Source organism: Klenkia terrae, assembly GCF_037083865.1.
Taxonomy (GTDB): domain Bacteria; phylum Actinomycetota; class Actinomycetes; order Mycobacteriales; family Geodermatophilaceae; genus Klenkia; species Klenkia terrae.
The window spans coordinates 46787-70645 of record NZ_JBAPLV010000015.1 but is presented as its reverse complement, the minus strand read 5'-3'; the positions used below and the strand labels follow the sequence as shown (position 1 = coordinate 70645).

The window sequence follows — 23859 nt, the reverse complement described above, 5'->3', positions numbered from 1 at the left end:
CCGCGCGTGAGCACCCCCGACCTGCACCTGACCCAGCTGCAGACGCTCGAGGCCGAGTCCGTGCACGTGCTGCGGGAGGTCGCCGCCGAGCTGGAGCGCCCGGTGCTGCTGTTCAGCGGCGGCAAGGACTCCATCGTCATGCTGGAGCTGGCCCGCAAGGCGTTCGCGCCGGCCCGCATCCCGTTCCCGGTGATGCACGTGGACACCGGGCTGAACTTCCCCGAGGTGCTGGCCTTCCGCGACCGGCGGGTCGCCGAGCTCGGCGTCGAGCTGGTGATCGCCTCGGTGCCCGACGCGATCGCCGCGGGGACGGTGAAGCAGGAGCCCAACGGCTCGCGCAACCGGATCCAGACCCCGGTGCTGCTGGACGCCGTCGAGGAGCACGGCTTCACCGCGCTGTTCGGCGGGGCCCGCCGGGACGAGGACAAGGCGCGGGCCAAGGAGCGGGTGTTCAGCTTCCGCGACGAGTTCGGCCAGTGGGACCCGAAGAACCAGCGCCCCGAGCTCTGGGACCTCTACAACGGCCGCATCCACCTCGGTGAGTCGATCCGGGTGTTCCCGCTGTCGAACTGGACCGAGCTGGACATCTGGTCCTACATCGCCCAGGAGCAGATCGCGATCCCCGACCTGTACCTGGCCGCCGAGCGCGACGTCGTCGACCGCGGCGGCATGCTCTACGCGGTCAACGAGTTCATCACCCCCAAGGACGGCGAGCAGGTCGAGCGCCGGTCGGTGCGCTACCGGACCGTCGGCGACGCCAACCTCACCGCGGCGGTGCCGTCCACCGCCTCGACGGTCGAGGAGGTCATCGCCGAGATCGCGGTGACCCGGCTGACCGAGCGCGGCGCCACCCGGGGCGACGACAAGGTCAGCGACGCCGCCATGGAGGACCGCAAGAAGGAGGGCTACTTCTGATGGCGCCTGCGGCGGCGGACCACGAGCCAGCGCACCAGGGCGACCAGCAGGGCCACCCCGAGCAGCCAGCCCACGACCTCCGGGACGCCGGCGCCCAGCGGGGCACCGAACGCGGCGTCCAGCCCCCGGCTGAGCAGCACGGTGAGGCCGTAGCCGACCAGGTAGCCCACCAGGACGACCAGCAGTCCGGGGACCAGCGGGGCGAAGAACACCCGGTGAGCGTCCGCCCGTTGCACCTCGCCCGCCAACCCGACTCCCAGGAGGTGGCCGCGTGAGCGCCCCCGAGATCCACGACGAGCTGGCCGCCGCGGCCGCCGAGATCGCCACCGCCCGCAAGGACATGCTGCGGATCGCCACCGCCGGCTCCGTGGACGACGGCAAGTCCACGCTGATCGGCCGGCTGCTCTACGACTCCAAGGCGGTCTTCGAGGACCAGTACGAGGCGATCTCCCGGGCCAGCCGGGGCGACCACGTCGACCTGTCGCTGCTCACCGACGGCCTGCGCGCCGAGCGGGAGCAGGGCATCACCATCGACGTCGCCTACCGGTACTTCACCACCCCGCGGCGCACCTTCATCCTGGCCGACACCCCCGGGCACGTGCAGTACACCCGGAACATGGTCACCGGCGCCTCCACCGCCGACCTGGCGATCGTGCTGGTCGACGCCCGCAAGGGGATGCTCGAGCAGTCCCGCCGGCACGCGTTCCTGGCCTCGCTGCTGCGGGTGCCGCACCTGGTGGTCGCGGTGAACAAGATGGACCTGGTCGACTGGTCGGAGGACGTGTTCACCGCGATCCGCGACGAGTTCACCGCGTTCGCCTCCAAGCTCGACGTCCCCGACCTGACCGTCGTCCCGATCTCCGCGCTGGCCGGGGACAACGTGGTCACGCCGTCGGGGCGGATGCCCTGGTACGACGGGCCCTGCCTGCTGCACCACCTCGAGCACGTCGAGGTGGCCAGCGACGTGAACCTCGACGACGCCCGGTTCCCGGTGCAGTACGTCATCCGGCCGCAGTCCGACGCGCACCGCGACTACCGCGGCTACGCCGGCACCGTCGCCGGCGGGGTGTTCCGGGTCGGCGACGAGGTGCAGGTGCTGCCCAGCGGTCTCACCACGACCGTGTCCGCGATCGACGGACCGTCCGGCCCCGTCGAAGCCGCGTTCCCGCCCATGGCGGTGACGATCCGGCTGGCCGACGACGTCGACGTCTCCCGCGGCGACCTGCTCTGCCGCCCGGATGGCGCGCCCACGGTCACCCAGGACGTCGAGGCGGTGGTGGCCTGGATGACCGACGAGCCGCTGCGGGTCCGGCAGAAGCTGGTGCTCAAGCACACCACCCGCTCCGTGCGGGCGGTCGTGAAGTCGGTGCACCACTGGCTGGACGTGAACACCCTGGACCACGACGTCGAGGCCGACCAGCTCGGGCTCAACGACATCGGCCGGGTCACCCTGCGCACCACACAGCCGCTGTTCGTCGACGACTACGCCCGCAACCGCGCCACCGGCCGCTTCATCCTGGTCGACGAGGCCACCAACGCCACGGTCGGCGCCGGCATGCTGTAGCACCGGCTCGTCCGGCCCGGCTGCAGGGACCCGCGGCGTGCGGAGCACGTCGCGGGAGGCAGTCGGGTCCTTCTGCCTCCGGGCCCCCTCCTCGCGGTCACCGTGGTCACGCTCCCGGCCTCGCGACGAGGCCAGGAGCGTGGTCCGCAGTGCTACGCGGCGGTGGACTCCGCGGTGCTCGCCTCGGTCTCGCCGGCGGCCACCTTCAGCGCCCGCTGGGTGAGCAGGCGGGCCAGGTGGGAGCGGTACTCGACGTCGGCGTGCATGTCCGACGAGGGCGAGGTGCCCTCGGCGGCCAGCGCGGCGGCCTCCTCGATGCTCTTCCCCTCGGCCAGCGCGGCCTCGACGGCCTCGGCCCGCAGGACGACGCCGCCCATGTTGGCCAGCGCCACGCCCACGGAGCCGTCGGGCAGGTGCACCGCCGCGGCGGCCACGATCGGCCAGTCGTTCTCCCGGCGGGTGAACTTCTCGTAGCCCCAGCCGGCGCTGCCGGTGCGCGGCACCCGCAGCTCGACGATCAGCTCCCCCTCCTCCATCGCGGTCTCGAAGAAGCCGAGGAAGAACGCGGTGATCGGGATCTCCCGGCGCCCGTTCGGCCCTGCGACCACCACGGTGGCACCGAGCGCGAGCAGCGCGGTCGGCAGGTCCGAGGCGGGGTCGCAGTGCGCGACGGTGCCGCCCAGGGTGCCGCGGTGCCGGACCTGCGGGTCGCCGACCCGGGAGGCCACGTGCGGCAGCAGCGGGACCTCGGCCTGCGCGACCTCGGACTTCTCCAGGTCGTGGTGCCGGGTGCCCGCCCCGATGGCGACCTGGTCGCCGTCCACGCGGACGTAGTTCAGCTCCTGCGCCCCGGAGATGTCGATCAGCACGGTCGGCACGGCCAGCCGCAGCTTCATGATCGGCAGCAGCGAGTGCCCGCCGGCCAGGATCTTCGCGTCCTCGCCGTGCTCGGCCAGGGCCGCTACTGCCTCGTCGACGGTGGACACCCGCACGTAGTCGAACTGCGACGGGATCACGCGCTGACCTCCTGCTGCGACGAGGGGACCTGGCCCGCGGCCGGACCGGCCTCGGCGGCCTTGAGGACCGCCTGCACGATGTTGTGGTAGCCGGTGCAGCGGCAGAGGTTGCCCTCCAGGCCCTCGCGGACCTCGCGGTCGGTCGGGTTCGGGTTGTCGGCCAGCACCCCGATCGAGGCCATGACCATGCCCGAGGTGCAGAACCCGCACTGCAGGCCGTGCTCGGAGCGGAAGGCGGCCTGCACCGGGTGCATCTCGCCGTCGGTGGACAGCCCCTCCAGCGTGGTGACCTCCGACCCCTCGGCCTGCAGGGCGAGCACCGTGCAGCTCTTCACGGTCAGCCCGTCGACGATCACGGTGCACGCACCGCAGGACGTCGAGTCGCAGCCGATGTTGGTGGCGGTCAGCCCCAGGTTGTCGCGCAGGTGGTGCGCCAGCAGCATCCGCGGCTCGACCTCGTCGGTCCGCTGCTGCCCGTTGACGGTCATCGAGACCTGCATCAGTTGGTGCTCCCCTTCTGGGCTTCCTGGATCGCGCGCCAGACGCGCATGGAGGTGGCGGGCATGTCGACGTGTCGGACGCCGAGGTGGGCGACCGAGTCGACGACCGCGGACTGCACGGCCGGGGTGGACCCGATGGTCCCGGCCTCGCCGATCCCCTTGGCACCCAGCGGGTTCATCGGGGTGGGCGTGGCCATCTCGACCAGCTCGAAGCTCGGCAGCTCGGTCGCCGAGACGAACGGGTAGTCGGCGAAGGTCGACGTCTGCGGGTTGCCGTCCTCGTCGTAGAGGATCTCCTCCAGCAGCGCCTGCCCGACGCCCTGCGCGATCCCGCCGTGCCGCTGGCCCTCGGCCAGCAGCGGGTTGATGATCGTGCCGGCGTCGTCGACGGTGACCAACCGGGTGACGACCGCCTTGCCGGACTCGACGTCGGTCTCCACGACGGCCACGTGCGCGCCGAAGGGGAACGTCGGGGCGTTCGCGGTGAACGTGGTCTGCACGATGAGCTGCTCGTCGGCGGCCAGCTGCGCCCAGGTCACCCCGACCCCGGGCGTGCCCTTGACCGACAGACCGGCGTTGGCCAGGTCGACCTCGAGGTCGTCGGGGTTGGCCTCCAGCAGCTCGGCGGCCCGCTTGCGGGCCACCTCGACCAGCTCGACGGCGGCCTGGTGCACCGCGGCCCCGCCCTGCTGCAGCGAGCGGGAGCCCATGGTCCCGCCGCCGTCGGGGATCCGGTCGGTGTCGCCGTGCAGCACGGTGATCTTCTCCACCGGGATGCCCAGCTGCTCGCTGGCCAGCATCGCCCAGGTCGTGGCGTGACCCTGGCCGTGCGGCGACGTGCCGGTGAGCACGGTCGCCGTGCCGTCGGCGTGCACCTCGAGCTCGGCGTTCTCCGACGTCCCGTGGCCGGAGTCGGCCCCGGTGATCTCGACGTAGGCCGAGACGCCGATGCCCAGCTGGCGGGTGTCGCCGCGCTCGCGGCGGCGGGCCTGCTCGGCCCGCAGCTCGTCGTACCCGGCCGCCTGCAGCACCCGGTCCAGGGCGGCCTCGTAGTCGCCGCTGTCGTAGGTGGCGCCCGAGGAGGTCTGGGTGGGCTCGGTGAACGTCGGGATGAAGTTCTTCCGGCGGACGTCGGCGGGGTCCATGCCGATCTCGGCGGCGAACAGGTCCATGGCCCGCTCGACGGCGGCGGTCGCCTCGGGCCGGCCGGCGCCGCGGTAGGCCCCGATCGAGGTGCCGTTGGTGACGTAGCAGGTGGCCTGCGCGTGCACCTTGGGGATGTCGTAGACCGCGGCGGCCATCAGCATGGTCAGCGTCGGCAGCACGGTCCCGATCCGCGGGTAGGCGCCGCAGTCCTGCGACACCTCGAGGCTGTAGGCCTGCACCCGGCCGTCGCGGCTGCCGCCGATGGTGACGACCTGGTCCTGCGCGCGGCCCTGAAGCATCCCGGTCATGTTCTCCGAGCGGCTCTCGGTCCAGCGGACCGGCCGACCGGACTGCTGGGCCAGCCAGGCCACGAAGGCGTACTCCTGGTCGGCGCCGATCTTCGCGCCGAAGCCACCACCCACGTCGGGGGTGATCAGGTGCACCAGCGCGGGGTCCAGGCCCAGCCAGCCGGCGATCTGGCCCTTGGCCTGCTGGGCGCCCTGGTTGGTGCACCAGATGGTCACCCGGCCGTCCTCGCCCCAGGCGGCCGAGGCGGCCCGGGTCTCCAGCGGCGCGGCGGCCACCCGCTGGTTGACGATCTCGCGGCGGACGACGACCTCGCAGTCGGCGAAGAAGTCCTCGGGCGCCGGCTCGCCGAACGCGGCGACCTTGTTGGTGCCGACCGCGGGGAACAGGATCGTGCCGTCGGTCTTGGCCGCGGCGGTGCCGACGACGGCCGGCAGCGGGTCGATGTCGACGACCACCATCTCGGCGGCGTCCTCGCCCTGGTAGCGCTCCTCGGTGAGGACGACGGCCACCAGGTCGCCGACGAAGTGCACGCGCTCGCCGACCCCGACCAGCCACGGCCGGGAGAAGCCGGCGTCGAGGAAGGGCAGCGGCGGGGCCACCGGGGGCAGGTCGCCCAGCTCGGCGGCGGTGTAGACGCCGACCACACCGGGGGCCTCGGCGGCCGCCGAGGTGTCCACGGAGGTGACGGTGCCGTGCGCGACGGTGGAGCGCACGAACGTGGCGTGCACCGCGCCGGCGAGACGGGGGTCGGTGAGGTCGTCGGTGTAGACCGCCCCACGGGTGAGGAAGAGGGGGTCCTCCGTGCGGACGACCCTGGTGCCGAGGATGCTCATGCGCTCGCTTCCGCTGCTGGACGAGGGGGTGGAACGCGCCCCGACCGACAGCTCGGACGGGGTGCTCCCGGTCACTGTCGCACGGCGCGTGTGAGCGGGACCACCCCTGTGGGCACCGAGTGCCACCGACCCCGGTCGACGTCCCCGCCCGGGCGGCGTGGTCTGCTGGCCGGGTGGGTGCACAGGGTCCGGTCGCGACGTCCACGACGGCCCGGGTCGCACCCTGGTTGCTGGTGGTGGCGGTGGTCGTCGTCGCGCTGAACCAGCGGCCGGCGGTGGTGGGCGTGGCCCCCCTGCTCGGCGACCTGCGGGCCGACACCGGCCTGTCCAGCGCGCTCGGCGGGCTGCTGACCTCCCTGCCCGTGCTGTGCTTCGGCGCCTTCGCCCCGGTCGCGCCGCGGCTGGCCCGCAAGGTCGGCCTGGAGACCGCCGTGGCCGCCTCGCTGGTGCTGCTGGCCGTCGGGACGGCGCTGCGGCTGCTCACCCCGGTCGGCGCGCTCTACGGCGGCACCGTGGTCGCCGGCGGCGCGATCGCGGTGGCCAACGTCCTGGTGCCCGCCTACGTCAAGCGCGAGTTCGCCCAGCCCGGTCTGGTGATGGGCGTCTACTCCGCCGCGCTGAACATCGGCGCGGCGCTGGCCGCCGGGCTCACCGTGCCGCTGGGCCGGGCGCTGGGCCTGGACTGGCGGGACGCGCTGGCCATGTGGGGCGTGCTGGCCGTCCTGGCCCTGGCGGTCTGGCTGCCGGTCGCCGGGACCGGCCGGGCCGCCCGCGGTGCGGTGGCCGCCCCCGGTGCGTCGTGGGGCCTGCTCCGGCACGACCTGGGCCGGCGGGTGACGCTGTTCCTGGGCATGCAGAGCACGCAGTTCTACGGCCTGTCCGCCTGGCTGCCGACGCTGCTGACCGACGCCGGCCTGCCGACCGCGGAGGGCGGGCTGCTGCTGGCCGTGGCCACGGTGACCGGCGCCGTGGGCGCGTTCCTGGCGCCGACGCTGGCCGGGCGGCTGCAGCAGGGCTCCCGGGGGCAGCGGCCGCTCGTGGTGCTGCTGCTGGCCTGCTACGCCGCGGGGCTGGCCGGGCTGCTGGTGCTGCCGGCGACCGGGACCCTGGTGTGGGTGTCGCTGTTCGGGGTGGCCCAGGGCGGCGGGTTCGCCCTGGCCCTGACGCTGATCGTGCTGCGCAGCGCGACGCCGCTGACCGCGGCCCGGCTGGGCGGGGTGGCGCAGTGCCTGGGCTACCTGGTGGCCGCCACCGGCCCGGTCGTGCTGGGTGCGCTGCACGACCTCACCGGTGGCTGGTCGTGGTCGCTGGGCCTGCTGCTCGTGCTGCTGGTGCCCATGGCGTGGGCGGGGTGGGGGGCGGCCCGCGACGTCGTCCTGCCGGAGCCGTCGCGGGCCTGAGCCCTACTCGGTCGGCTTCGGGGCGTCCGAGGGGTCGCCGTCCCAGTCCTTGCCCGCGTTCTGGGCGTTCTCCGACGCACTGTCGGTCTGCTCCGCGACGGTCTCGACCATCTCGCGGTCGCTGAGGCCCTCGCCGGCCGCCTCGGTGTGCGACTCGAGCTGGCCCTCGGCACTGTGCTTGCTCATCGTGTTCTGGACCCTTCGTCGATGGACGGTCCCGTGTGCCGTCCCCGAAGTCGGGCGATCACAAACAGTCCCGGTCAGCCGAGGGCGTCGATCGCCTTGTGGATGCGCTGCTCGCTGATGGAGCGGGGTGTGCCCACCGACGGTGCGAACAGCGACACCCGCAGCTCCTCCACCATCCACCGGATCCGGGCGACCGGGTCGTCGGGCCCGCCGACCGAGGGCACCCGGGTGCGCAGCCGGCGGTACTCGTCGGCGGCCGCCTCCACCTGGGCCTGCCAGACCGCGTCCCGCCCGGCGTTGGCCGGCAGCTTCTCCAGCCGCACGGCCATCGCCGCCAGGTACCGGACGGCGTCGCGCAGCCGCCGGTGGCCGAGGGTGGCCACGAAGCCACGGTGCAGCAGCCCGGTCATCTGCGCCCGCAGGTCGGCCACCACCGCGGCCGGCACGCCGCGACCCGGTGCCGCACCGATCGCGATCGCGGTCTCGCGCGCCTGGGTCAGCACGGCCTCGACCCGGCGCACGGTCTCGGCGGTGAGCGTGTGCAGCTGGGTCCGCGAGGCCTCCACCAGCGCGGCGAACGCCTCCGATGTCCGCGGCGGACCGCCGTGCAGCGCGATCAGCTCGTCGGCCGACGCGTCCACGCAGTCGGCCACCAGCGCGGGGATCTCGCCGTCGGGGTTGAACTGCAGCGCCAACCGGGTGCGCGGCTGCAGGGACTTGACCACCTTGGTCGCCGGCGACCCGACGGCCAGCAGCAGCATCCGGCGGGCGCCCAGCCAGGTCAGCCGGGAGGCCTCGGCCGCGGTCGGCACCACCCGGACGCCGACCGTGGCGCCCTCGTCGACCAGCGCCGGGTACGCCGTCACCAGGTGGCCCTGCCGGTCGACCTGCACGGTCTCGGGCAGCGTGCCCAGCGTCCACGAGGTCAGCCCGGTGCGGGACACGTCGGCCGACGCCCGGGCCAGCGACCTCCGGGACTCCCCGGCCACCTGGCGACGCAGCGCCGCCAGGTCCTTGCCGGTGGCCAGCGGCCGGTCCCGGTCGTCGAGCACCCGGAACGTGGCCCGCAGGTGGTCGGGCACGCTGTCCGGCGCCCACGCGTCGTGCGGCACCTGCACCGCCACCGCGCGGCGGATCTCCCGCTCCAGCGCCGGCAGCAGCGGCTCGGTGGGCTCGACGTGCGGCAGCACCTCGCGCACCCGGTCCGGGATGGGCACCAGTCCGCGGCGCAGCTGCTTGGGCAGCCCGCGCAGCAGCGCGGTCACCAGCTCCTCGCGCTGGCCGGGCACCGTCCAGGCCAGCGAGGCGCCCGAGGTCTGCTCGGCCACGGTGTCCAGCACGCCGAGCGGGACGTCGACGGTGACGCCGTCCTCGGCCGCACCCGGGTCGAAGGCGTAGCTCAGCGGCAGCACCAGGCCCTGGGTCAGGTGCACCTCGTCGGGGAAGTCGCCGGCCGCGACCTGCTCGGCGACCGCGGCGTCGGTGACCATCGCCGGGGTGAAGTCCAGCAGGTGCGGGTGCTGGCGGCGGGCCTGCTTCCACCAGGTGTCGAAGTGCCGGGCGCTGACCACCTCGGCGCCGACCCGGGCGTCGTACAGCTCGAACACCGTCTCGTCGTCGACCCGCAGGTCGCGCCGGCGGGCCCGCTCCTCCAGCTCGGTGACCTGGGAGATCACCGCCTGGTTGTGCGCCCAGAACCGGTGGTTGGTCTGCCACTCCCCCTGCACCAGCGCGTGCCGGATGAACAGCTCCCGGCTCACGACGGGGTCGATCGAGCCGTACTGCACCCGGCGGCCGACCACCAGCGGGATCCCGTAGAGCGTGACCCCCTCGGTGGCGACGACGGAACCGCGCTTGGCGTCCCACCGCGGCTCGCTGTACTGCCGCTTGACCAGGTGGTCGGCCAGCTTCTCGATGGTCTCCGGGTCGACCCGGGCCACCCGGCGGGCGAAGAGCCGGCTGGTCTCGACCAGCTCCCCGGCGACCACCCACCGCGGCGGCCTGCGGGTCAGCACCGACCCGGGCGCGATGACGAACCTCGCGCCGCGGGCACCCAGGTACTCCCGGGAGCCCCGCCGCTTGTCCCCGGGCGAGGCGTCCTTCCCCAGGTCCTGCTGCAGCCCCACCTGGGACAGCAGCCCGGACAGCAGCGCGGTGTGCACCCCGCGCTCGTCGGGCTCGGCGGCCAGCTCGCCGGTGGTCATGCCCAGCCGGCGGGCGGTGCCGCGCAGCTGGCCGTGCAGGTCCTGCCACTCCCGGATCCGCAGCCAGTGCAGGTACTCGCGCTTGACGGTCCGGCGGAACTGGTTGCCCGACAGCTCGGCCTGCTTCTCGCCGAGGTAGCGCCACAGGTTGAGGATCGAGGTGAAGTCGGAGTCCTCGGCGGCGAAGCGGGCGTGGCTCTGGTCGGCGGCGGCCTGCGCGTCGGCGGGCCGCTCGCGCACGTCCTGCACGGTGAGCCCGGCGGCGATGACCAGCACCTCCTCCAGCACCCCGCGCCGGTCGGCCTCCACGACCATCCGGGCCAACCGCGGGTCCAGCGGCAGCGCGGCCAGCGCCCGCCCGGTCTCGGTCAGCTTCCCCTCGGGCGTCAGCGCGCCGAGCTCCTCCAGCAGCGCGATGCCGTCGGCGACCGAGCGGCGGTCCGGCGGGTCGAGGAACGGGAAGTCCTCGACCTCGCCCAGGCCCAGCGAGGCCATCTGCAGCAGCACCGAGGCCAGGTTGGTGCGCAGGATCTCCGGGTCGGTGAACTCCGGGCGGCCCTCGAAGTCCTCCTGCGAGTACAGCCGGATGGCGATGCCGTCCGAGGTGCGCCCGCAGCGGCCCGAGCGCTGCCGGGCCGAGGCCTGGCTGATCGCCTCGATCGGCAGCCGCTGCACCTTGGTGCGATGGCTGTAGCGGCTGATCCGCGCCGTCCCGGGGTCCACCACGTAGCGGATGCCGGGCACGGTCAGCGACGTCTCGGCCACGTTGGTGGCCAGCACGATCCGCCGTCCGGTGTGCGCCTGGAAGACCTTGTGCTGGTCGGCCGCGGACAGCCGCGAGTAGAGCGGCAGGATCTCGGTGCTGCCCAGGGCCGCCTCGCCGAGGGCGTCGGCGGTGTCCCGGATGTCCCGCTCGCCGGCCAGGAACACCAGCACGTCGCCCGGCCCCTCGGCCACGAGCTCGCGGCAGGCGTCGACGATCGCCGTCGTCTGGTCCCGGTCGGGGTCTGCCTCGGGGTCGTCGGGGTCCACGACCGGCCGGTAGCGGACCTCGACGGGGAAGGTCCGGCCCGAGACCTCGACGACGGGTGCGTCGCCGAAGTGCTTGGCGATCCGGTCGACGTCGATCGTCGCTGACGTGATGATGATCTTCAGGTCGGGACGGCGGGGCAGCAGCTGGGCCAGGTAGCCGAGCAGGAAGTCGATGTTCAGCGACCGCTCGTGCGCCTCGTCGACGATGATCGTGTCGTACTGGCGCAGCAGCCGGTCGCGCTGCACCTCGGCCAGCAGCACGCCGTCGGTCATCAGCTTGACCAGGCTGGTGTCGCTCACCTGGTCGGTGAAGCGCACCTTGTAGCCGACCACCTCGCCCAGCGAGGAACCCAGCTCCTCGGCGATCCGCTCGGCCACGGTGCGGGCGGCGATCCGGCGCGGCTGGGTGTGCCCGATCCGGCCACGCACGCCGCGGCCGAGCTCCAGCAGGATCTTGGGCAGCTGGGTGGTCTTGCCCGACCCGGTCTCGCCGGCGACCACGACGACCTGGGCGTCGCGGATCGCATCGGCGATGTCGTCCTTGCGCTGGCTGACCGGCAGCTGCTCGGGGTAGGTGACCACCGGGACGGCGGCCGCGCGCGCCGCGATCCGGGCCTCGGCGCGGACGACGTCGGCGGCGATCTGCTCGTGCTTGCGGGCGCGGGCCGCCGGGTCGCGCACCCCGCGGAGCTGGTCCAGACGGCGGCGCAGCCGGTGCTCGTCCTCGAGGGTCAGCGCGGGCAGCCGGGACCGCAGCTCGTCGTGCTCGGTGCTCACGGCGGTGCCGTCGTCCTCTCGTGCGGGGATCGCGACCCGCCGGTACCGGGGTCGCTCCCCCAGGGTCCCACCCGCCGGCCACCCGGTCGTCCCGGTTGCGCCGCGCAACGGGTTGCGCACATCACATCAACATGCACCCTGCAACTGATTGCATGTACCGCGCAACGAGTTGTATCGTCCAACCGTTCCGCCACCGCGGAGCCGTACCTCCCTCCCCGAGGACCGCATGACCGACTCCCTCACCATGGCGCCCTGCCAGGTGCACGACGCGGGTGCCCACGCACTGTCCGACGAGGTGTCCCGCCTCATGCGCGTGGTGCACGCCCTGAAGACCACCATCGCCGGCCAGGACGACGCCGCCCGCGAGCGCGCCGCGCACGTGCTGCTCTTCCCGCTGGTCCGCTACGGCCCGCAGCGGCAGAGCGCGCTGGCCGAGATGGTGCACGCCGACCCCTCCACCGTCAGCCGGCACGTCGCGCTGCTCGTCGAGCGCGGCCTCGTCCGGCGCGTCGCCGACGCCACCGACGGCCGGGCCAGCAACCTCGTCGTCACCGACGCCGGCGAGGCCGTGACCGCCACGATGCGCGCCGAGCGCGAAGCCCTCTTCGACCGGGTCACCAACGACTGGACCGCCGAGGAGCTGGGCACCTTCACCAGCCACCTGCACCGGTTCGTCGACGACCTCACCGCCGTCCTCCCCGAGCTGACCACGATCGCCCAGCCCGATCCCTCCCTCCCCACCCCCGAGAAGGACCGATGACCCAGACCACCGACCGCGCAGGCGCGGCAGCCGACAAGCGCGACGCCCGCGCGGCCGCCGCGGCACCGGACGCCTCCGGGGCCTTCACCCACCGGCAGATCATGACCATCCTGGTCGGCCTGCTGCTGGGCATGTTCCTGGCCGCACTGGACCAGACCGTGGTCTCCACGGCCATCCGGACCATCGCCGACGACCTGCAGGGCTACGACCTGCAGGCCTGGGCGACGACCGCCTTCCTCATCACCTCGACGATCGCCACGCCGCTCTACGGCAAGCTGAGCGACATGTACGGCCGCCGGCCGTTCTTCATCTTCGCGATCAGCGTCTTCGTCGTCGGGTCGTTCCTCTGCGGCATCTCGACCTCGATGTACGAGCTCGCCGCGTTCCGCGCCCTGCAGGGCATCGGCGCCGGTGGCCTGATGTCGCTGGCGCTGACGATCATCGCCGACATCGTGCCGCCCCGGCAGCGCGCCAAGTACCAGGGCTACTTCATGGCCGTCTTCGGCACCTCCTCGGTGCTGGGCCCGGTCATCGGCGGCTTCCTCGCCGGTCAGGACTCGATCCTGGGCCTCGCCGGCTGGCGCTGGATCTTCTGGGTCAACGTCCCGCTGGGCGCCATCGCGCTGGCCGTCGTCTTCAAGAACCTGCACCTGCCCGTGCGCAGCAACCGGCACAAGATCGACTGGCCGGGTGCGCTGGGCCTGATCGTCTTCCTGGTCCCGCTGCTGATCGTCGCCGAGCAGGGCCGCACCTGGGGCTGGACCGACCCGAAGGCCCTGATCGCCTACGTCGTCGGCGCCCTGGGCTTCGTCTGGTTCTTCCTCGCCGAGCGCTCCTACGGCGACGACGCCCTGCTGCCCATCCGGATGTTCAAGAACCGCACCTTCACGATCAGCGCGCTGTCCTCGATCGTGCTGGGCGCCGGCATGTTCGGCGGCATCCTGCTGCTCCCGCAGTACCTGCAGATCGTGCACGGCTCCAGCCCGACCGTGGCCGGCCTGCAGATGATCCCGCTGGTCGGCGGCATCATGCTCGGCTCGATCTCGGCCGGCCAGATCATCGCCCGCACCGGCAAGTACCGGCTGTTCCCCATGGTCGGCGTCGTGCTCATGGTGATCGCGCTGGTGAGCCTGTCGTTCATCGTCGACTCCGACACCTCGGTGTGGTCGCTGGTGCCGTTCATGGTCCTGCTGGGCGTCGGCCTGGGCTGGAACTTCCAGCCGATCATCCTGGCCGTGCAGAACGCCGTCAGCCCCCGCGAGATCGGCGTGGCCACCTCCTCGGTGACCTTCTTCCGCCAGATGGGCGGGACCCTGGGCACCGCGGCGTTCCTGTCGGTGCTGTTCTCCGCGCTGGGCGACAAGGTGCCGGCGGCCTACGCCCAGGCACAGGGCACCGAGGCCTTCCAGGCCGCGGCGGCCGCGAACCCGGACCAGGCGGCGCAGCTGCAGGGTGCGGGCACGGACCTGGCCGACACGTCGATCTTCCAGCGCATCGACGCGACGCTGGCGGCCCCGTTCAAGGACGGGTTCTCCAGCTCCATCGACCTGGTGTTCCTCATCGCCGCGGGCGTCGTCGCCCTGGGCTTCCTGGTCCTGGTCTTCCTGCCCCAGCTCGAGCTGCGCACCACCTCGGGCATGCAGGGCCAGGCCGAGGGCGAGGGTTCCGCGGACGCCGCCACCCGGTCGGCCAACGCCGCCGGCGCCGCGGCACCCACCTCGGCCGCCGCCACGGGCGCTCCCTCCCAGGACGGCGCCCCGACCGCGGACCCCGCGCAGGACACGGACACGCTGACCGACACCGGTCGGCACGCCCGGGTGGCCGACCAGCCGCTGGGCCGGCACGAGGACACCGCCGCGGCCGACCACGGCAAGCACGAGGGGGACGGCGACACCCCGACCGGCCTGGCCAGCATCCCGGCCGACCACCTGCCCGGTGACCGCCGCGACAGCTGATCGACCAGCACCGCACCGAGGCCCCCGACCGCACCCCGCGGCCGGGGGCCTCGTGCGTGCACGGGCCCGGAGGGGCAGGGTGGGCGCATGGCCACCGACCCGCTGTTCCCCGGCTCCGCCGTCGTGCACACCGACGTGGAGCACGAGCACGGCGGGACGACGGTGCACGCGGTCACCTTGGGCGAGGGGCCGCCGCTCCTGCTGCTGCACGGCTACCCGCAGACCCACGTCATGTGGTCCTCGGTCGCCCCGGACCTGGCCCGCGACCACACCCTGGTGGTCCCGGACCTGCGCGGCTACGGCGACTCCGGCAAGCCCGCCGACGGCGAGGGCCACGCCGGGCACTCCTTCCGCGCGATGGCCGCCGACGTCGCCGCGCTGATGCGGGAGCTGGGCCACGAGCGCTACGCCGTGGTGGGCCACGACCGCGGCGCCCGGGTCACCCATCGGCTGGCCCTGGACCACGCGGGTGCCGTCGAGCGGGCCGCCGTCCTCGACGTGCTGCCGACCACCCACGTCTACGGCCACGTCGACCGCCGGCTGGCCACCGCCTACTACCACTGGTTCTTCTACCTGCAGCCCGAGCCGGTGCCCGAGCGGCTGATCGCCGGCGACCCGGTCGGCTACCTGCACAGCCTGCTCGGCGGCTGGGGCAGCGCGGCGCTGGACGCCTACTCCCCGGCCCAGCTCGCCGAGTACGAACGCTGCTTCGCCGACCCCGCCACCCGGCACGCCATGCTCGAGGACTACCGGGCCGGCGCCTCGGTCGACCTGGAGCACGACGAGGCCGACGCCGCCGCCGGGCGCCGGGTCACCTGCCCGCTGCTGGTGCTGTGGGGGTCGAAGGGCGTCGTCGGCACCGGCCCGGACGACGTCCTGGCGGTCTGGCGGGAGCGCGCCGACGACGTGACCGGCCAGGCCGTCGACGCCGGGCACTTCCTGGTCGACGAGCGCCCGGCCGAGACCGTGGCCGCCCTGCGCGCCTTCCTCTGACGCCCGGCCTACCGTGGCGGGCGTGGCCGACTCCCTGATCCTGTCCCGTCGCGACCTGGACTTCCTGCTGCACGAGTGGCTGCAGGTGGAGACCCTGACGGAGCGGGAGCGGTTCGCCGGGCACGACCGGGAGACCTTCGACGCCGTCCTGGACCTGGCCGCCGAGATCGCCACGGAGCACTTCGCGCCGCACAACCGCAAGGCCGACGAGAACGAGCCGCACGTCGTCGACGGCAAGGTGGTGTTGATCCCCGAGGTGGCCGCGGCGCTCAAGGTGTTCGGCGAGGCCGGGCTGGCCGCGGGCACGCTGCCCGAGGAGCTCGGCGGCATGCAGCTGCCCCAGGTGGTCAGCAAGGCCGCCACCGCGTGGTTCCAGGCGGCCAACGTGGGCAGTTCGGCCTACCCGTTCCTCACCATGGCCAACGCCCACCTGCTGCTCGCCCACGGCAGCCAGGAGCAGATCGACACCTACGTCCGGCCGATGGCCGAGGGCCGCTGGTTCGGCACGATGGCGCTGTCCGAGCCGCAGGCGGGCTCCTCGCTGGCCGACATCACCACCAAGGCCGTGCCCCAGGACGACGGCACCTACCGGCTCACCGGCACCAAGATGTGGATCTCCGGCGGGGACCACGAGCTCAGCGAGAACATCGTCCACCTGGTGCTGGCCAAGGTCCCGGGCGGACCGGCCGGGGTGAAGGGCATCTCGCTGTTCGTCGTCCCGAAGTTCCTGCCCGAGGGGGACGGCCTGGGCGAGCGCAACGACGTCGTGCTGGCCGGCCTGAACCACAAGATGGGCTACCGCGGGACGACGAACACCCTGCTGAACTTCGGCGAGGGCGTGCACACCCCCGGTGGCGCCCCCGGTGCAGTCGGCTGGCTGGTCGGCAGCGAGAACCGCGGCCTGGCGGCCATGTTCCACATGATGAACGAGGCCCGGGTCGGCGTCGGCCTGGGCGCGACGGCGCTGGGCTACACCGGCTACCTGCACGCCGTGGAGTACGCCCGCACCCGCACGCAGGGCCGCCCGCCGGCGGGCAAGGACCCGGCCGCTCCCCCGGTGCCGATCGTCGAGCACAGCGACGTGCGCCGGATGCTGCTGGCCGCCAAGAGCTACGTCGAGGGCGGCCTGGCGTTGGGCCTCTACTGCGCCAAGCTGGTGGACGAGGAGACGACCGCCGACACCGAGGACGCGCGGGCCCGGGCGCACACGCTGCTCGAGGTGCTCACCCCGATCGCCAAGAGCTGGCCGTCCCAGTGGGGGCTGGTCGCCAACGACCTGGCCATCCAGGTGCACGGCGGCTACGGCTACACCCGCGACTTCCCGGTCGAGCAGTTCTACCGGGACAACCGGCTCAACCCCATCCACGAGGGCACCGTCGGCATCCAGGGCCTGGACCTGCTCGGCCGCAAGGTGGTGGCCGGCGGCGGCGAGGGGCTGCGGGTGCTGGCCGAGACCATCACCGCGACGACGGCCCGGGCGGCCGGCACCGAGTGGGCGGGGTTCGCCGCGGAGGTCGACGCCGCGGTGACCCGGGTGGGCGAGGTGACGGCGGCGCTCTGGGCGGCCGGCGACCCCGACGTCACCCTCGCCAACGCGACGGTCTACCTGGAGGCCGTGGGGCACGTCGTCGTGGCCTGGCTCTGGCTGGAGCAGGTGCTGGCCGCGGGTGACGCGACCGGTGACTTCTACGCCGGCAAGCGCGCCGCGGCGCGGTACTTCCAGCGGTACGAGCTGCCCCGCACGGGGCCGCAGCTGGACCTGCTGGCCAGCCTGGACCGGACGACGCTGGAGGCGCAGCCCGGCTGGTTCTGAGCTAGGCCGAGACCGGGGCCGAGGCGGGCTCGGCGGCGTGCCGGGCCCGGGGGGCGGAGGCGGTGCGCTTCTCGGCCTCGTAGCGGGAGGTCGAGTGGGTCCCCATCATGATCACCACTCCGGTCAGCAGCAGGAACCCCACGAGGGTCACGAGCGGCCACAACACCATCGGGTCTGTCTCCCCATCCTGTCGAACAAGCACCAGCAGTCACCGGCGCGACGTCCGAAACCGTCCTGCCCGCATCTTCGGCATCTGAACCCCGTTCCTGCAGGAACCCAGGTGAACGTTGGGTAACGCTCCTCACGGCCCGCGCGGTCGTGGTCTGATGCAACCGTCTCCGTCGTCGACCCACCCCCAGGAGGACCCGTGCGCACCCGCACCCCCGCGGCCGGGCTGCTGGTGCTCACGCTGGCACTCGCCGTCACCACGCTGTCCCTGCTGCAGTCCCTCGTCGTCCCGATGCTGCCGGTCATCGCCGAGCAGCTGGGGGTGGGCGCCGGCGCCGCCGGGTGGGTGCTGACGGCGAACCTGCTGGCCGCGGCGGTGCTCACCCCGGTGATCGGCCGGCTGGGCGACACGCTCGGCGAGCGCCGGGTCGTGCTCGGCGTCCTCGTCGTCATCAGCGTCGGCACGCTGCTGGCCGTCCTGACCACCTCGCTGCCGCTGCTGCTGGTCGCCCGGGTGCTGCAGGGGGCCTCCTACGGGCTGTTCCCGCTGTCCATCTCGATCCTGCGCCGCGAGCTGCCCGCCGCCCGGCTGACCGTGGCCATGTCGATCGTGTCGAGCACGCTGGCCGTCGGCGGCGTCATCGGCCTGGTGGTCACCGGCCTGCTCACCTCCGACGGCGGGGACTACCACCGCCCGTTCTGGCTGGGGCTGGGCATCGCCCTGGTGGCCCTCGCGCTGGCCGCCTGGGCCCTGCCCGACCGGCCGGCCAGCGCCACCGGCGGCGTCGACTGGTGGGGCGCCGTCGTCCTCGGGGCCGGGCTCGTGCTGCTCCTGCTGCCGCTGTCCCAGGGCCACACCTGGGGCTGGGGCTCCCCCGGCACCATCGGCTGCCTGGTCGGCGCGGTCGTCGTGCTGGCCGGCTGGGTCGTGCTGCAGCGCCGCCGGACCCACCCGCTCGTGCGCCCGCAGCTGCTCACCGACCGGCGGATGCTGGTGCCCAACATCGCCGGGCTGATGACCGGGTTCGGGCTGTTCGCCTCCTTCCTCGCGGTCACCCAGTTCGTCCAGGTGCCGGCCGCCGCGGGTTACGGGTTCGGGGCGTCGACGCTCGAGGCGGCCGTGGTCTACCTGCTGCCCGGCGGCGTCGCGGGCATCGTGCTGGCCCCGTTCGCCGGGCAGGTGGTCGCCCGGATCGGCGGGTTGACCACGCTGCTGATCGGCGCCGGGTCCGGGCTGGTCGGGTTCACCCTGTTCGCCACCGCGCGGGCCACGCCCTGGGTGGTCGTGCTGGTCGGCCTGCTCACCCAGCTCGCGGTCACCGTGGCCTTCGCCGCGCTGCCGGCCCTGGTCGTGCAGGCCGTGGAGCCGGCGGAGACCGGCGTGGCCAACGGGGTCAACTCGATCACCCGCTCGGTGGGCAGCGCCCTGGCCAGCGCGCTGATCATCACCGTGGTCGCCGGGTCGGCCGACGCCACCGGGTTGCCCAGCAGCGGGTCCTTCACCGTGGTGGCGATCCTCGGCGGCGGCAGCGCGCTGGTCACCGCAGCCGCGGCGCTGTGGGGCCGGGCCGGCGAGCGGCGCGCCGGGGGACGGCGACCCGATGAGCTCGAGGACGTCGAGCGGGCCACCGCGTGCGCCGGGGAGTGGTCCCCGGTCAGCGGGATCCGCTGAGGCGGGTCAGCCCGCCGACGGGCAGCGCGGGGGCAGGTTCTGCGCCGCCCACCCGGCCAGCTGGTCCAGCACCGGGGTCAACGAGCTGCCCGTCGCGGTGAGCGCGTAGGTCACCCCGACCGGAGGGCCCTCGTCCACCGTGCGCTGCACCAGACCGGCCGTCGCCAGCTCGGAGAGCCGGTCGGACAGCACCGAGTCGCTGATGCCGCCCACCGCCCGGCGCAGCTCGCTGAACGTGGCGGGGCCGCCGCTGAGCACCCCCAGCACCATGCCGTTCCAGCGCTTGCCCAGGAAGCCGAACGCGTGCGCCAGCGCCGCGTCGCAGGCGCGGGGCTCGTGCTGCACGTCGTCGACCACGGGTGGAGCGTACTCGTGCTAGCTTCTGCGGCGTCGCTCTGTTTTTCCTAGCGACCTCTACGAACCTAGCGAGGTAGCCATGTCCCTGTTCCGCCTGGACGCCAGCATCCGCACCGAGGGCTCCGCCAGCCGCGCCATCGCCGACATCGTGGAGGCGAAGTGGCAGGCCGGGAACGCCGACGCCCCCGTCACCCGCCGGCACGTGGGCACCGAGCCGCTCCCGGCCGACGCCTGGGGCGCCGCGGTCGCCGGCTCCTACCTGCCGGCCGACCAGCGCACCCCTGAGCAGGCCGGGGCCCTCGCCCTGGCTGCCACGCTGACCGACGAGCTGGTCGACGCCGAGGCACTGCTGCTCGCCGTCCCGCTGTACAACTTCGGCGTCTCCCAGCACGTGAAGACCTGGGTCGACCTGGTCATCACCGACCCCCGCATGGGCCCGCGGGCCGAGCCCGCACTGGCCGGCAAGCCCGCCGTCCTGGTGACCGTGCACGGCGGCAACTACAGCGCCGGCACCCCGCGCGAGGACTGGGACCACGCCACCGGCTGGCTGCGCCGCATCCTGGCCGACGTCTGGCAGCTCGACCTCACCGTGGTCACCCGGGAGTTCACCCTGGTCGGGGTCAACCCGGCGCTGGACGACTTCACCGAGATGGCCGCCGAGCTCAAGGAGGCCGCCGAGGTCGAGGCCGCCGAGCACGGCCGCCGGCTGACCTCGGTCCGCCAGGCGGCCTGACCGGTCCCGGCGGGGGCTGCGTCCCCCGCCGGACCGGTCCGTGGTTCCCGGGCGCACGGGCGGGGCACGGCGGCATGGACGGGGAAGCAGACCACCGCCCACACCGACCGCCCGGAGCACCGATGTCCAGCAGCGCACACACCGGCCGACCCCGCACCGCCGACCCGGCCCCCGGCGACGAGCAGATCTCCGCCGGCGGCCGGGCCGACCACGCCCCGACCGGCGCACCGGGGAAGGCCACCACCGGTGGCACCTTCCGCCGGCTGCTCAGCGAGACCAGCGAGGACAACCTCACCGACTGGGCCGCCTCGCTCACCTACTACTTCGTGCTGGCGATGTTCCCGGCGCTGATCGCGCTGGTCTCGATCGTCGGGCTGGTGTTCGACCCGCAGCAGGTCACCGACGCGCTGACCCAGGTGCTGAACCAGGTGGCGCCCGGGACCGCGGCGGACACCTTCAGCGGGGTCATCGAGCAGGTCGCCGGCAGCACGTCGACCGCCGGCATCGGCCTGGTCGTCGGCCTGGCCGGGGCGCTGTGGTCGGCCTCGGGCTACGTCGGGGCGTTCACCCGCGCGGCCAACGTCATCTGGGAGACGCCCGAGGGACGGAAGTTCTACGTCCTCAAGCCGCTGCAGCTGCTGATCACCCTGATCGGCATCCTCTTCGTGGTGCTCATCGCGCTGTCGGTGGTGGCGACCGGCCCGCTCACCGACGCCATCGGCAACGCCCTGGGCCTGGGCAGCACCGCGACCACGGTCTGGGACATCGCCAAGTGGCCGGTGATGGTGGTCATCGTCGCGATCATGATCGCCGTCCTGTACTGGTCGACGCCCAACGTCCGGCTGCGCGGCTTCCGCTGGGTCTCCCCGGGTGCGGCGTTCGCGCTGGTCGTCTGGATCGTCGCTTCGGCGCTGTTCGCCTTCTACGTGGCCAACTTCGGCAGCTACAACAAGACCTACGGCGCGCTGGCCGGCGTCGTGGTCTTCCTGGTCTGGCTGTGGATCACCAACCTGGTCCTGCTGATCGGCCTGGAGCTCGACGCCGAGCGCGAGCGGACCATCGAGCTGCGCGAGGGCGTGCCCCGCGCGGACAAGGAGATCCAGCTCGACGCCCGCGCGGAGCCCGAGGAGCAGAAGACGACCTGAGGGTCAGCCCTGTTCGGCGGACCGGCGCATCGACCACATCTGCGCCGGCCGCTCGAACTGGGTGGCGATCTCCCAGCTGACGTGCGGCGGGCCGGTCTCCTTGCGGAAGTTGCCGACGGCGACCCGGGCCAGTGCGGGGTCGGCGGCGACCCGGGCGGCCAGCTCCCGCGCGCGGGGCTCGACGTCCTCGGCCGGCAGCGCGGCCCAGGCCAGGCCGAGCTCGGCCGCCCGCGCACCGCTGACCTCCTCGCCGAACAGCGCCATCGCGGCGGCGGCCTCGCGCCCGACCAGCCGGGACAGCAGCACGAAGTGACCGCCACCGGGGTGCAGCCCGCGCTTGAGGAACCCGCAGATCAGCCGGGCGTCGGTGGCCACGACCCGCAGGTCCGCGGCCAGCAGCATGTTCATCCCGGCACCCACGGCGGACCCCCGGACCGCGGCCACGGTCGGGACGGCGACCTGGCCCAGCCGGTAGAACGAGTCGTAGATCGCGCCCATGCCGTCCCAGGCGGCCTCGGCGGCGGGGTCCTGGCCGGCGTCCAGCAGGGTCTGCACGTCGCCGCCGGCGCAGAAGCTCTTGCCGACCGCGGTCAGCACCAGCGCGCCGACGTCGGACCGGCCGTCGACCTCGTCCAGCACCGCGATGAACTCCGCGGCCATCGCCGGGGTCAGGGCGTTGCGCCGGTCGGGCGCGTTGAGGGTGACCACGGCGACGCCGTCGGCGACCTCGAGCAGGACCTCGGGCACTCGTACCTCCACGGGACAGGGCCCCGGCAGCTCTGCCGGGGCCCTGTGATCAGACCATGCCGCTCAGGGAGCGGTGCGCTCCTCCTCCAGCCGCTGGGCGCCGGTGGTGGTCTTGAGCGCCTTCTCCTTGATGAACAGGACGACGATCAGGGCCAGCGCGGCCAGCGGGGTCGCGATGAGGAACAGCTCGGCGGTGGCGTTGCCGTAGGCGTCCTGCACCAGGGTGCGCACCTCGGCCGGCAGCGTGGAGACGTCCGGGACCGCGGCCTCGCCGGAGCCCGATCCGCCACCGAGGGCACCCAGGTCGGAGGCGACCCGGGCGGCCAGCACGGCGCCGAGGACGCTGACGCCGATGGTGCCGCCCAGGCTGCGGAAGAAGCTCAGCACCGAGGTGGCCGAGCCCAGCTGCGCGGCGGGGACGTCGTTCTGCGCGGCGAGCACCAGGTTCTGCATGAGCATGCCGACCCCGGCGCCCATGACCAGCATGTAGACCCCGATGAGCACGATCGAGGTGTCCGCCGAGATGGTGGCCAGCGCCCCGAAGCCCAGCGTCATCAGCGCGGCGCCGACGACCAGGTAGCGCTTCCAGACGCCGGTCCGGGTGATCAGCTGGCCGGCGACGGTGGAGGAGACCAGCAGACCGAAGATCATCGGCAGCGAGAGCAGCCCGGCGGCGGTCGGCGAGTAGCCCAGCGAGATCTGGAAGTACTGGCTCAGGAACACCGTCCCGCCGAACAGCGCGATGCCGACCAGGGCGCTGGCGACGACGGTGAGGGCGACGGTGCGGTTGCGGAAGATCGTGAGCGGCACGACGGGGTCCGACACCCGGGACTCGACCCAGACGGCGAGGGCCAGCACGACCAGGCCGCCGGCCACCAGCAGCGCACTGGGCACCGACACCCAGTCGTAGCTGTTCCCCGCCAGGGTCACCCAGATCAGCAGCGTCGAGACGCCGGCGGTGATCAGCAGCGCGCCGAGCCAGTCGACCCGGACGCCCTCGCGCGTGACCTGGGTGAGCTTCAGCGTCTTCTGCAGCAGCACGATCGCCAGCAGCGCGAACGGCACGCCGATGAAGAAGCACCAGCGCCAGCCCAGCCAGGAGGTGTCCACCAGGACGCCGCCGATCAGCGGTCCGGCGACGGTGCCGACGGCGAAGACGGCGCCGAAGATGCCGGCGTACCGGCCCAGCTCGCGCGGCGGGATCATCGCGGCCATCACGATCTGCACCAGCGCGGTCAGACCACCGGCGCCGATGCCCTGCACCACCCGGGCGGCGATGAGCATGGTGGTGTCCTGAGCGAGGCCCGAGGCCAGCGAGCCGACGACGAACAGGCCCAGCGAGGACTGCACCAGCAGCTTCTGGCTGAACAGGTCGGCGAGCTTGCCCCACAGCGGGACGGTCGTGGTCATCGCCAGCAGCTCGGCGGTGACCACCCAGGTGTAGACGGACTGGCTGCCGCCGAGGTCGGCGATGATCGTGGGCAGCGCGTTGGACACGACGGTCCCGGCGAGGATCGCCACGAACACGCCCATCATCAGGCCGGACAGGGCCTGCAGCACCTGGCGGCGGTCCATCACCGCCCGGGTGCTGGCAGCGGTCCCGGCGGCCGGGTCCTGGGTGGTGGTCACGGGTG

The 23859-nt window shown here is 73.4% G+C and carries 20 protein-coding genes; 10 read left to right on the top strand and 10 right to left on the bottom strand.

Annotation, left to right across the window (positions count from 1 at the left end):
- Positions 1–6 precede the first annotated feature (6 nt).
- The gene (gene cysD / locus UXQ13_RS14430) at positions 7–915 is read left to right on the top strand and encodes a sulfate adenylyltransferase subunit CysD (protein WP_225233064.1); all 909 of its coding nucleotides are present in this window, start codon (positions 7–9) and stop codon (positions 913–915) included.
- On the opposite strand, the gene UXQ13_RS14425 is transcribed toward cysD, so the two are convergent.
- Positions 906–1127 carry a hypothetical protein gene (locus UXQ13_RS14425; protein ID WP_225233065.1) on the bottom strand — a complete coding sequence of 74 codons (222 nt, stop codon included), beginning with the start codon at positions 1125–1127 and terminating at the stop codon, positions 906–908. The genes cysD and UXQ13_RS14425 overlap by 10 nt on opposite strands.
- A 59-nt stretch (positions 1128–1186) precedes the next feature.
- On the opposite strand from UXQ13_RS14425, the gene UXQ13_RS14420 reads away from it, so the two are divergent.
- Entirely contained in the window at positions 1187–2479 is a 1293-nt protein-coding gene (locus UXQ13_RS14420) for a sulfate adenylyltransferase subunit 1 (protein WP_225233066.1), read from the top strand.
- Between the two features lie 152 nt (positions 2480–2631).
- Here the strand turns inward: UXQ13_RS14420 and UXQ13_RS14415 are convergent, their stop codons facing one another.
- Genes UXQ13_RS14415 through UXQ13_RS14405 form a run of 3 tightly spaced genes read right to left on the bottom strand, consistent with a single transcriptional unit; the run spans position 2632 to position 6283 of the window.
- The gene (locus UXQ13_RS14415) at positions 2632–3495 is read right to left on the bottom strand and encodes an FAD binding domain-containing protein (RefSeq protein ID WP_225233067.1); all 864 of its coding nucleotides are present in this window, start codon (positions 3493–3495) and stop codon (positions 2632–2634) included.
- A complete protein-coding gene (locus tag UXQ13_RS14410) occupies positions 3492–3995 on the bottom strand; it encodes a (2Fe-2S)-binding protein (protein WP_225233068.1) in 504 nt (167 codons plus the stop codon). Before UXQ13_RS14410 ends, UXQ13_RS14415 begins: the two co-directional genes overlap by 4 nt.
- On the bottom strand, positions 3995–6283 hold the full coding sequence (locus UXQ13_RS14405; protein WP_225233069.1) for a xanthine dehydrogenase family protein molybdopterin-binding subunit: 2289 nt from the start codon (positions 6281–6283) through the stop codon (positions 3995–3997). Before UXQ13_RS14405 ends, UXQ13_RS14410 begins: the two co-directional genes overlap by 1 nt.
- A 173-nt stretch (positions 6284–6456) precedes the next feature.
- Here UXQ13_RS14405 and UXQ13_RS14400 point away from each other — a divergent pair, with 173 nt between their 5' ends.
- Positions 6457–7683, top strand: a complete 1227-nt coding sequence (locus UXQ13_RS14400; protein WP_225233070.1) for a CynX/NimT family MFS transporter — start codon at positions 6457–6459, stop codon at positions 7681–7683.
- 3 nt (positions 7684–7686) lie between these two features.
- Here the strand turns inward: UXQ13_RS14400 and UXQ13_RS14395 are convergent, their stop codons facing one another.
- Both UXQ13_RS14395 and hrpA read right to left on the bottom strand, forming a co-directional pair.
- The gene (locus UXQ13_RS14395) at positions 7687–7869 is read right to left on the bottom strand and encodes a hypothetical protein (protein WP_225233071.1); all 183 of its coding nucleotides are present in this window, start codon (positions 7867–7869) and stop codon (positions 7687–7689) included.
- 74 nt (positions 7870–7943) lie between these two features.
- Positions 7944–11882 (bottom strand): ATP-dependent RNA helicase HrpA, encoded by a 3939-nt coding sequence (gene hrpA / locus UXQ13_RS14390; protein WP_225233072.1) that lies wholly within the window; start codon positions 11880–11882, stop codon positions 7944–7946.
- Positions 11883–12108: 226 nt separating this feature from the next.
- Between hrpA and UXQ13_RS14385 the strand changes: the two genes are divergently transcribed.
- The 4 genes from UXQ13_RS14385 to UXQ13_RS14370 all read left to right on the top strand — a co-directional run bounded on the left by UXQ13_RS14385 (position 12109) and on the right by UXQ13_RS14370 (position 17403).
- A complete protein-coding gene (locus UXQ13_RS14385) occupies positions 12109–12642 on the top strand; it encodes a MarR family winged helix-turn-helix transcriptional regulator (protein ID WP_225233073.1) in 534 nt (177 codons plus the stop codon).
- Positions 12639–14597 carry an MDR family MFS transporter gene (locus UXQ13_RS14380; protein WP_225233074.1) on the top strand — a complete coding sequence of 653 codons (1959 nt, stop codon included), beginning with the start codon at positions 12639–12641 and terminating at the stop codon, positions 14595–14597. The genes UXQ13_RS14385 and UXQ13_RS14380 overlap by 4 nt, the downstream gene beginning before the upstream one ends.
- Before the next feature lie 87 nt (positions 14598–14684).
- The gene (locus UXQ13_RS14375) at positions 14685–15590 is read left to right on the top strand and encodes an alpha/beta fold hydrolase (protein ID WP_336392469.1); all 906 of its coding nucleotides are present in this window, start codon (positions 14685–14687) and stop codon (positions 15588–15590) included.
- Between the two features lie 22 nt (positions 15591–15612).
- Positions 15613–17403 (top strand): acyl-CoA dehydrogenase, encoded by a 1791-nt coding sequence (locus UXQ13_RS14370; protein WP_225233076.1) that lies wholly within the window; start codon positions 15613–15615, stop codon positions 17401–17403.
- A gap of 1 nt (position 17404) precedes the next feature.
- Here the strand turns inward: UXQ13_RS14370 and UXQ13_RS14365 are convergent, their stop codons facing one another.
- Positions 17405–17554 carry a hypothetical protein gene (locus UXQ13_RS14365; RefSeq protein WP_225233077.1) on the bottom strand — a complete coding sequence of 50 codons (150 nt, stop codon included), beginning with the start codon at positions 17552–17554 and terminating at the stop codon, positions 17405–17407.
- A gap of 216 nt (positions 17555–17770) precedes the next feature.
- On the opposite strand from UXQ13_RS14365, the gene UXQ13_RS14360 reads away from it, so the two are divergent.
- Positions 17771–19243 carry an MFS transporter gene (locus tag UXQ13_RS14360; protein WP_225233078.1) on the top strand — a complete coding sequence of 491 codons (1473 nt, stop codon included), beginning with the start codon at positions 17771–17773 and terminating at the stop codon, positions 19241–19243.
- Between the two features lie 6 nt (positions 19244–19249).
- Here UXQ13_RS14360 and UXQ13_RS14355 read toward each other — a convergent pair whose 3' ends face one another.
- Positions 19250–19600 (bottom strand): winged helix-turn-helix transcriptional regulator, encoded by a 351-nt coding sequence (locus tag UXQ13_RS14355; RefSeq protein WP_225233079.1) that lies wholly within the window; start codon positions 19598–19600, stop codon positions 19250–19252.
- Positions 19601–19679: 79 nt separating this feature from the next.
- Between UXQ13_RS14355 and UXQ13_RS14350 the strand changes: the two genes are divergently transcribed.
- The gene (locus tag UXQ13_RS14350; RefSeq protein WP_225233080.1) at positions 19680–20333 is read left to right on the top strand and encodes an FMN-dependent NADH-azoreductase; all 654 of its coding nucleotides are present in this window, start codon (positions 19680–19682) and stop codon (positions 20331–20333) included.
- Positions 20334–20455: 122 nt separating this feature from the next.
- Complete coding sequence (locus tag UXQ13_RS14345) at positions 20456–21478, top strand: YihY/virulence factor BrkB family protein (RefSeq protein ID WP_225233081.1); 1023 nt, start codon at positions 20456–20458, stop codon at positions 21476–21478.
- 3 nt (positions 21479–21481) lie between these two features.
- On the opposite strand, the gene UXQ13_RS14340 is transcribed toward UXQ13_RS14345, so the two are convergent.
- Together UXQ13_RS14340 and UXQ13_RS14335 are read right to left on the bottom strand one after the other, a co-directional pair.
- On the bottom strand, positions 21482–22225 hold the full coding sequence (locus UXQ13_RS14340; protein WP_225233082.1) for an enoyl-CoA hydratase/isomerase family protein: 744 nt from the start codon (positions 22223–22225) through the stop codon (positions 21482–21484).
- Between the two features lie 63 nt (positions 22226–22288).
- Positions 22289–23854 (bottom strand): MFS transporter, encoded by a 1566-nt coding sequence (locus UXQ13_RS14335; RefSeq protein ID WP_336392468.1) that lies wholly within the window; start codon positions 23852–23854, stop codon positions 22289–22291.
- Positions 23855–23859: the final 5 nt, after the last annotated feature.

Bases quoted from the DNA above. Each gene is read 5' to 3' on its own strand.
- UXQ13_RS14410 (WP_225233068.1), bottom strand. From the start codon at position 3,995: ATGCAGGTCTCGATGACCGTCAACGGGCAGCAGCGGACCGACGAGGTC.
- UXQ13_RS14405 (WP_225233069.1), bottom strand. From the start codon at position 6,283: ATGAGCATCCTCGGCACCAGGGTCGTCCGCACGGAGGACCCCCTCTTC.
- UXQ13_RS14395 (WP_225233071.1), bottom strand. From the start codon at position 7,869: ATGAGCAAGCACAGTGCCGAGGGCCAGCTCGAGTCGCACACCGAGGCG.
- UXQ13_RS14385 (WP_225233073.1), top strand. From the start codon at position 12,109: ATGACCGACTCCCTCACCATGGCGCCCTGCCAGGTGCACGACGCGGGT.
- UXQ13_RS14380 (WP_225233074.1), top strand. From the start codon at position 12,639: ATGACCCAGACCACCGACCGCGCAGGCGCGGCAGCCGACAAGCGCGAC.
- UXQ13_RS14375 (WP_336392469.1), top strand. From the start codon at position 14,685: ATGGCCACCGACCCGCTGTTCCCCGGCTCCGCCGTCGTGCACACCGAC.
- UXQ13_RS14350 (WP_225233080.1), top strand. From the start codon at position 19,680: ATGTCCCTGTTCCGCCTGGACGCCAGCATCCGCACCGAGGGCTCCGCC.
- UXQ13_RS14345 (WP_225233081.1), top strand. From the start codon at position 20,456: ATGTCCAGCAGCGCACACACCGGCCGACCCCGCACCGCCGACCCGGCC.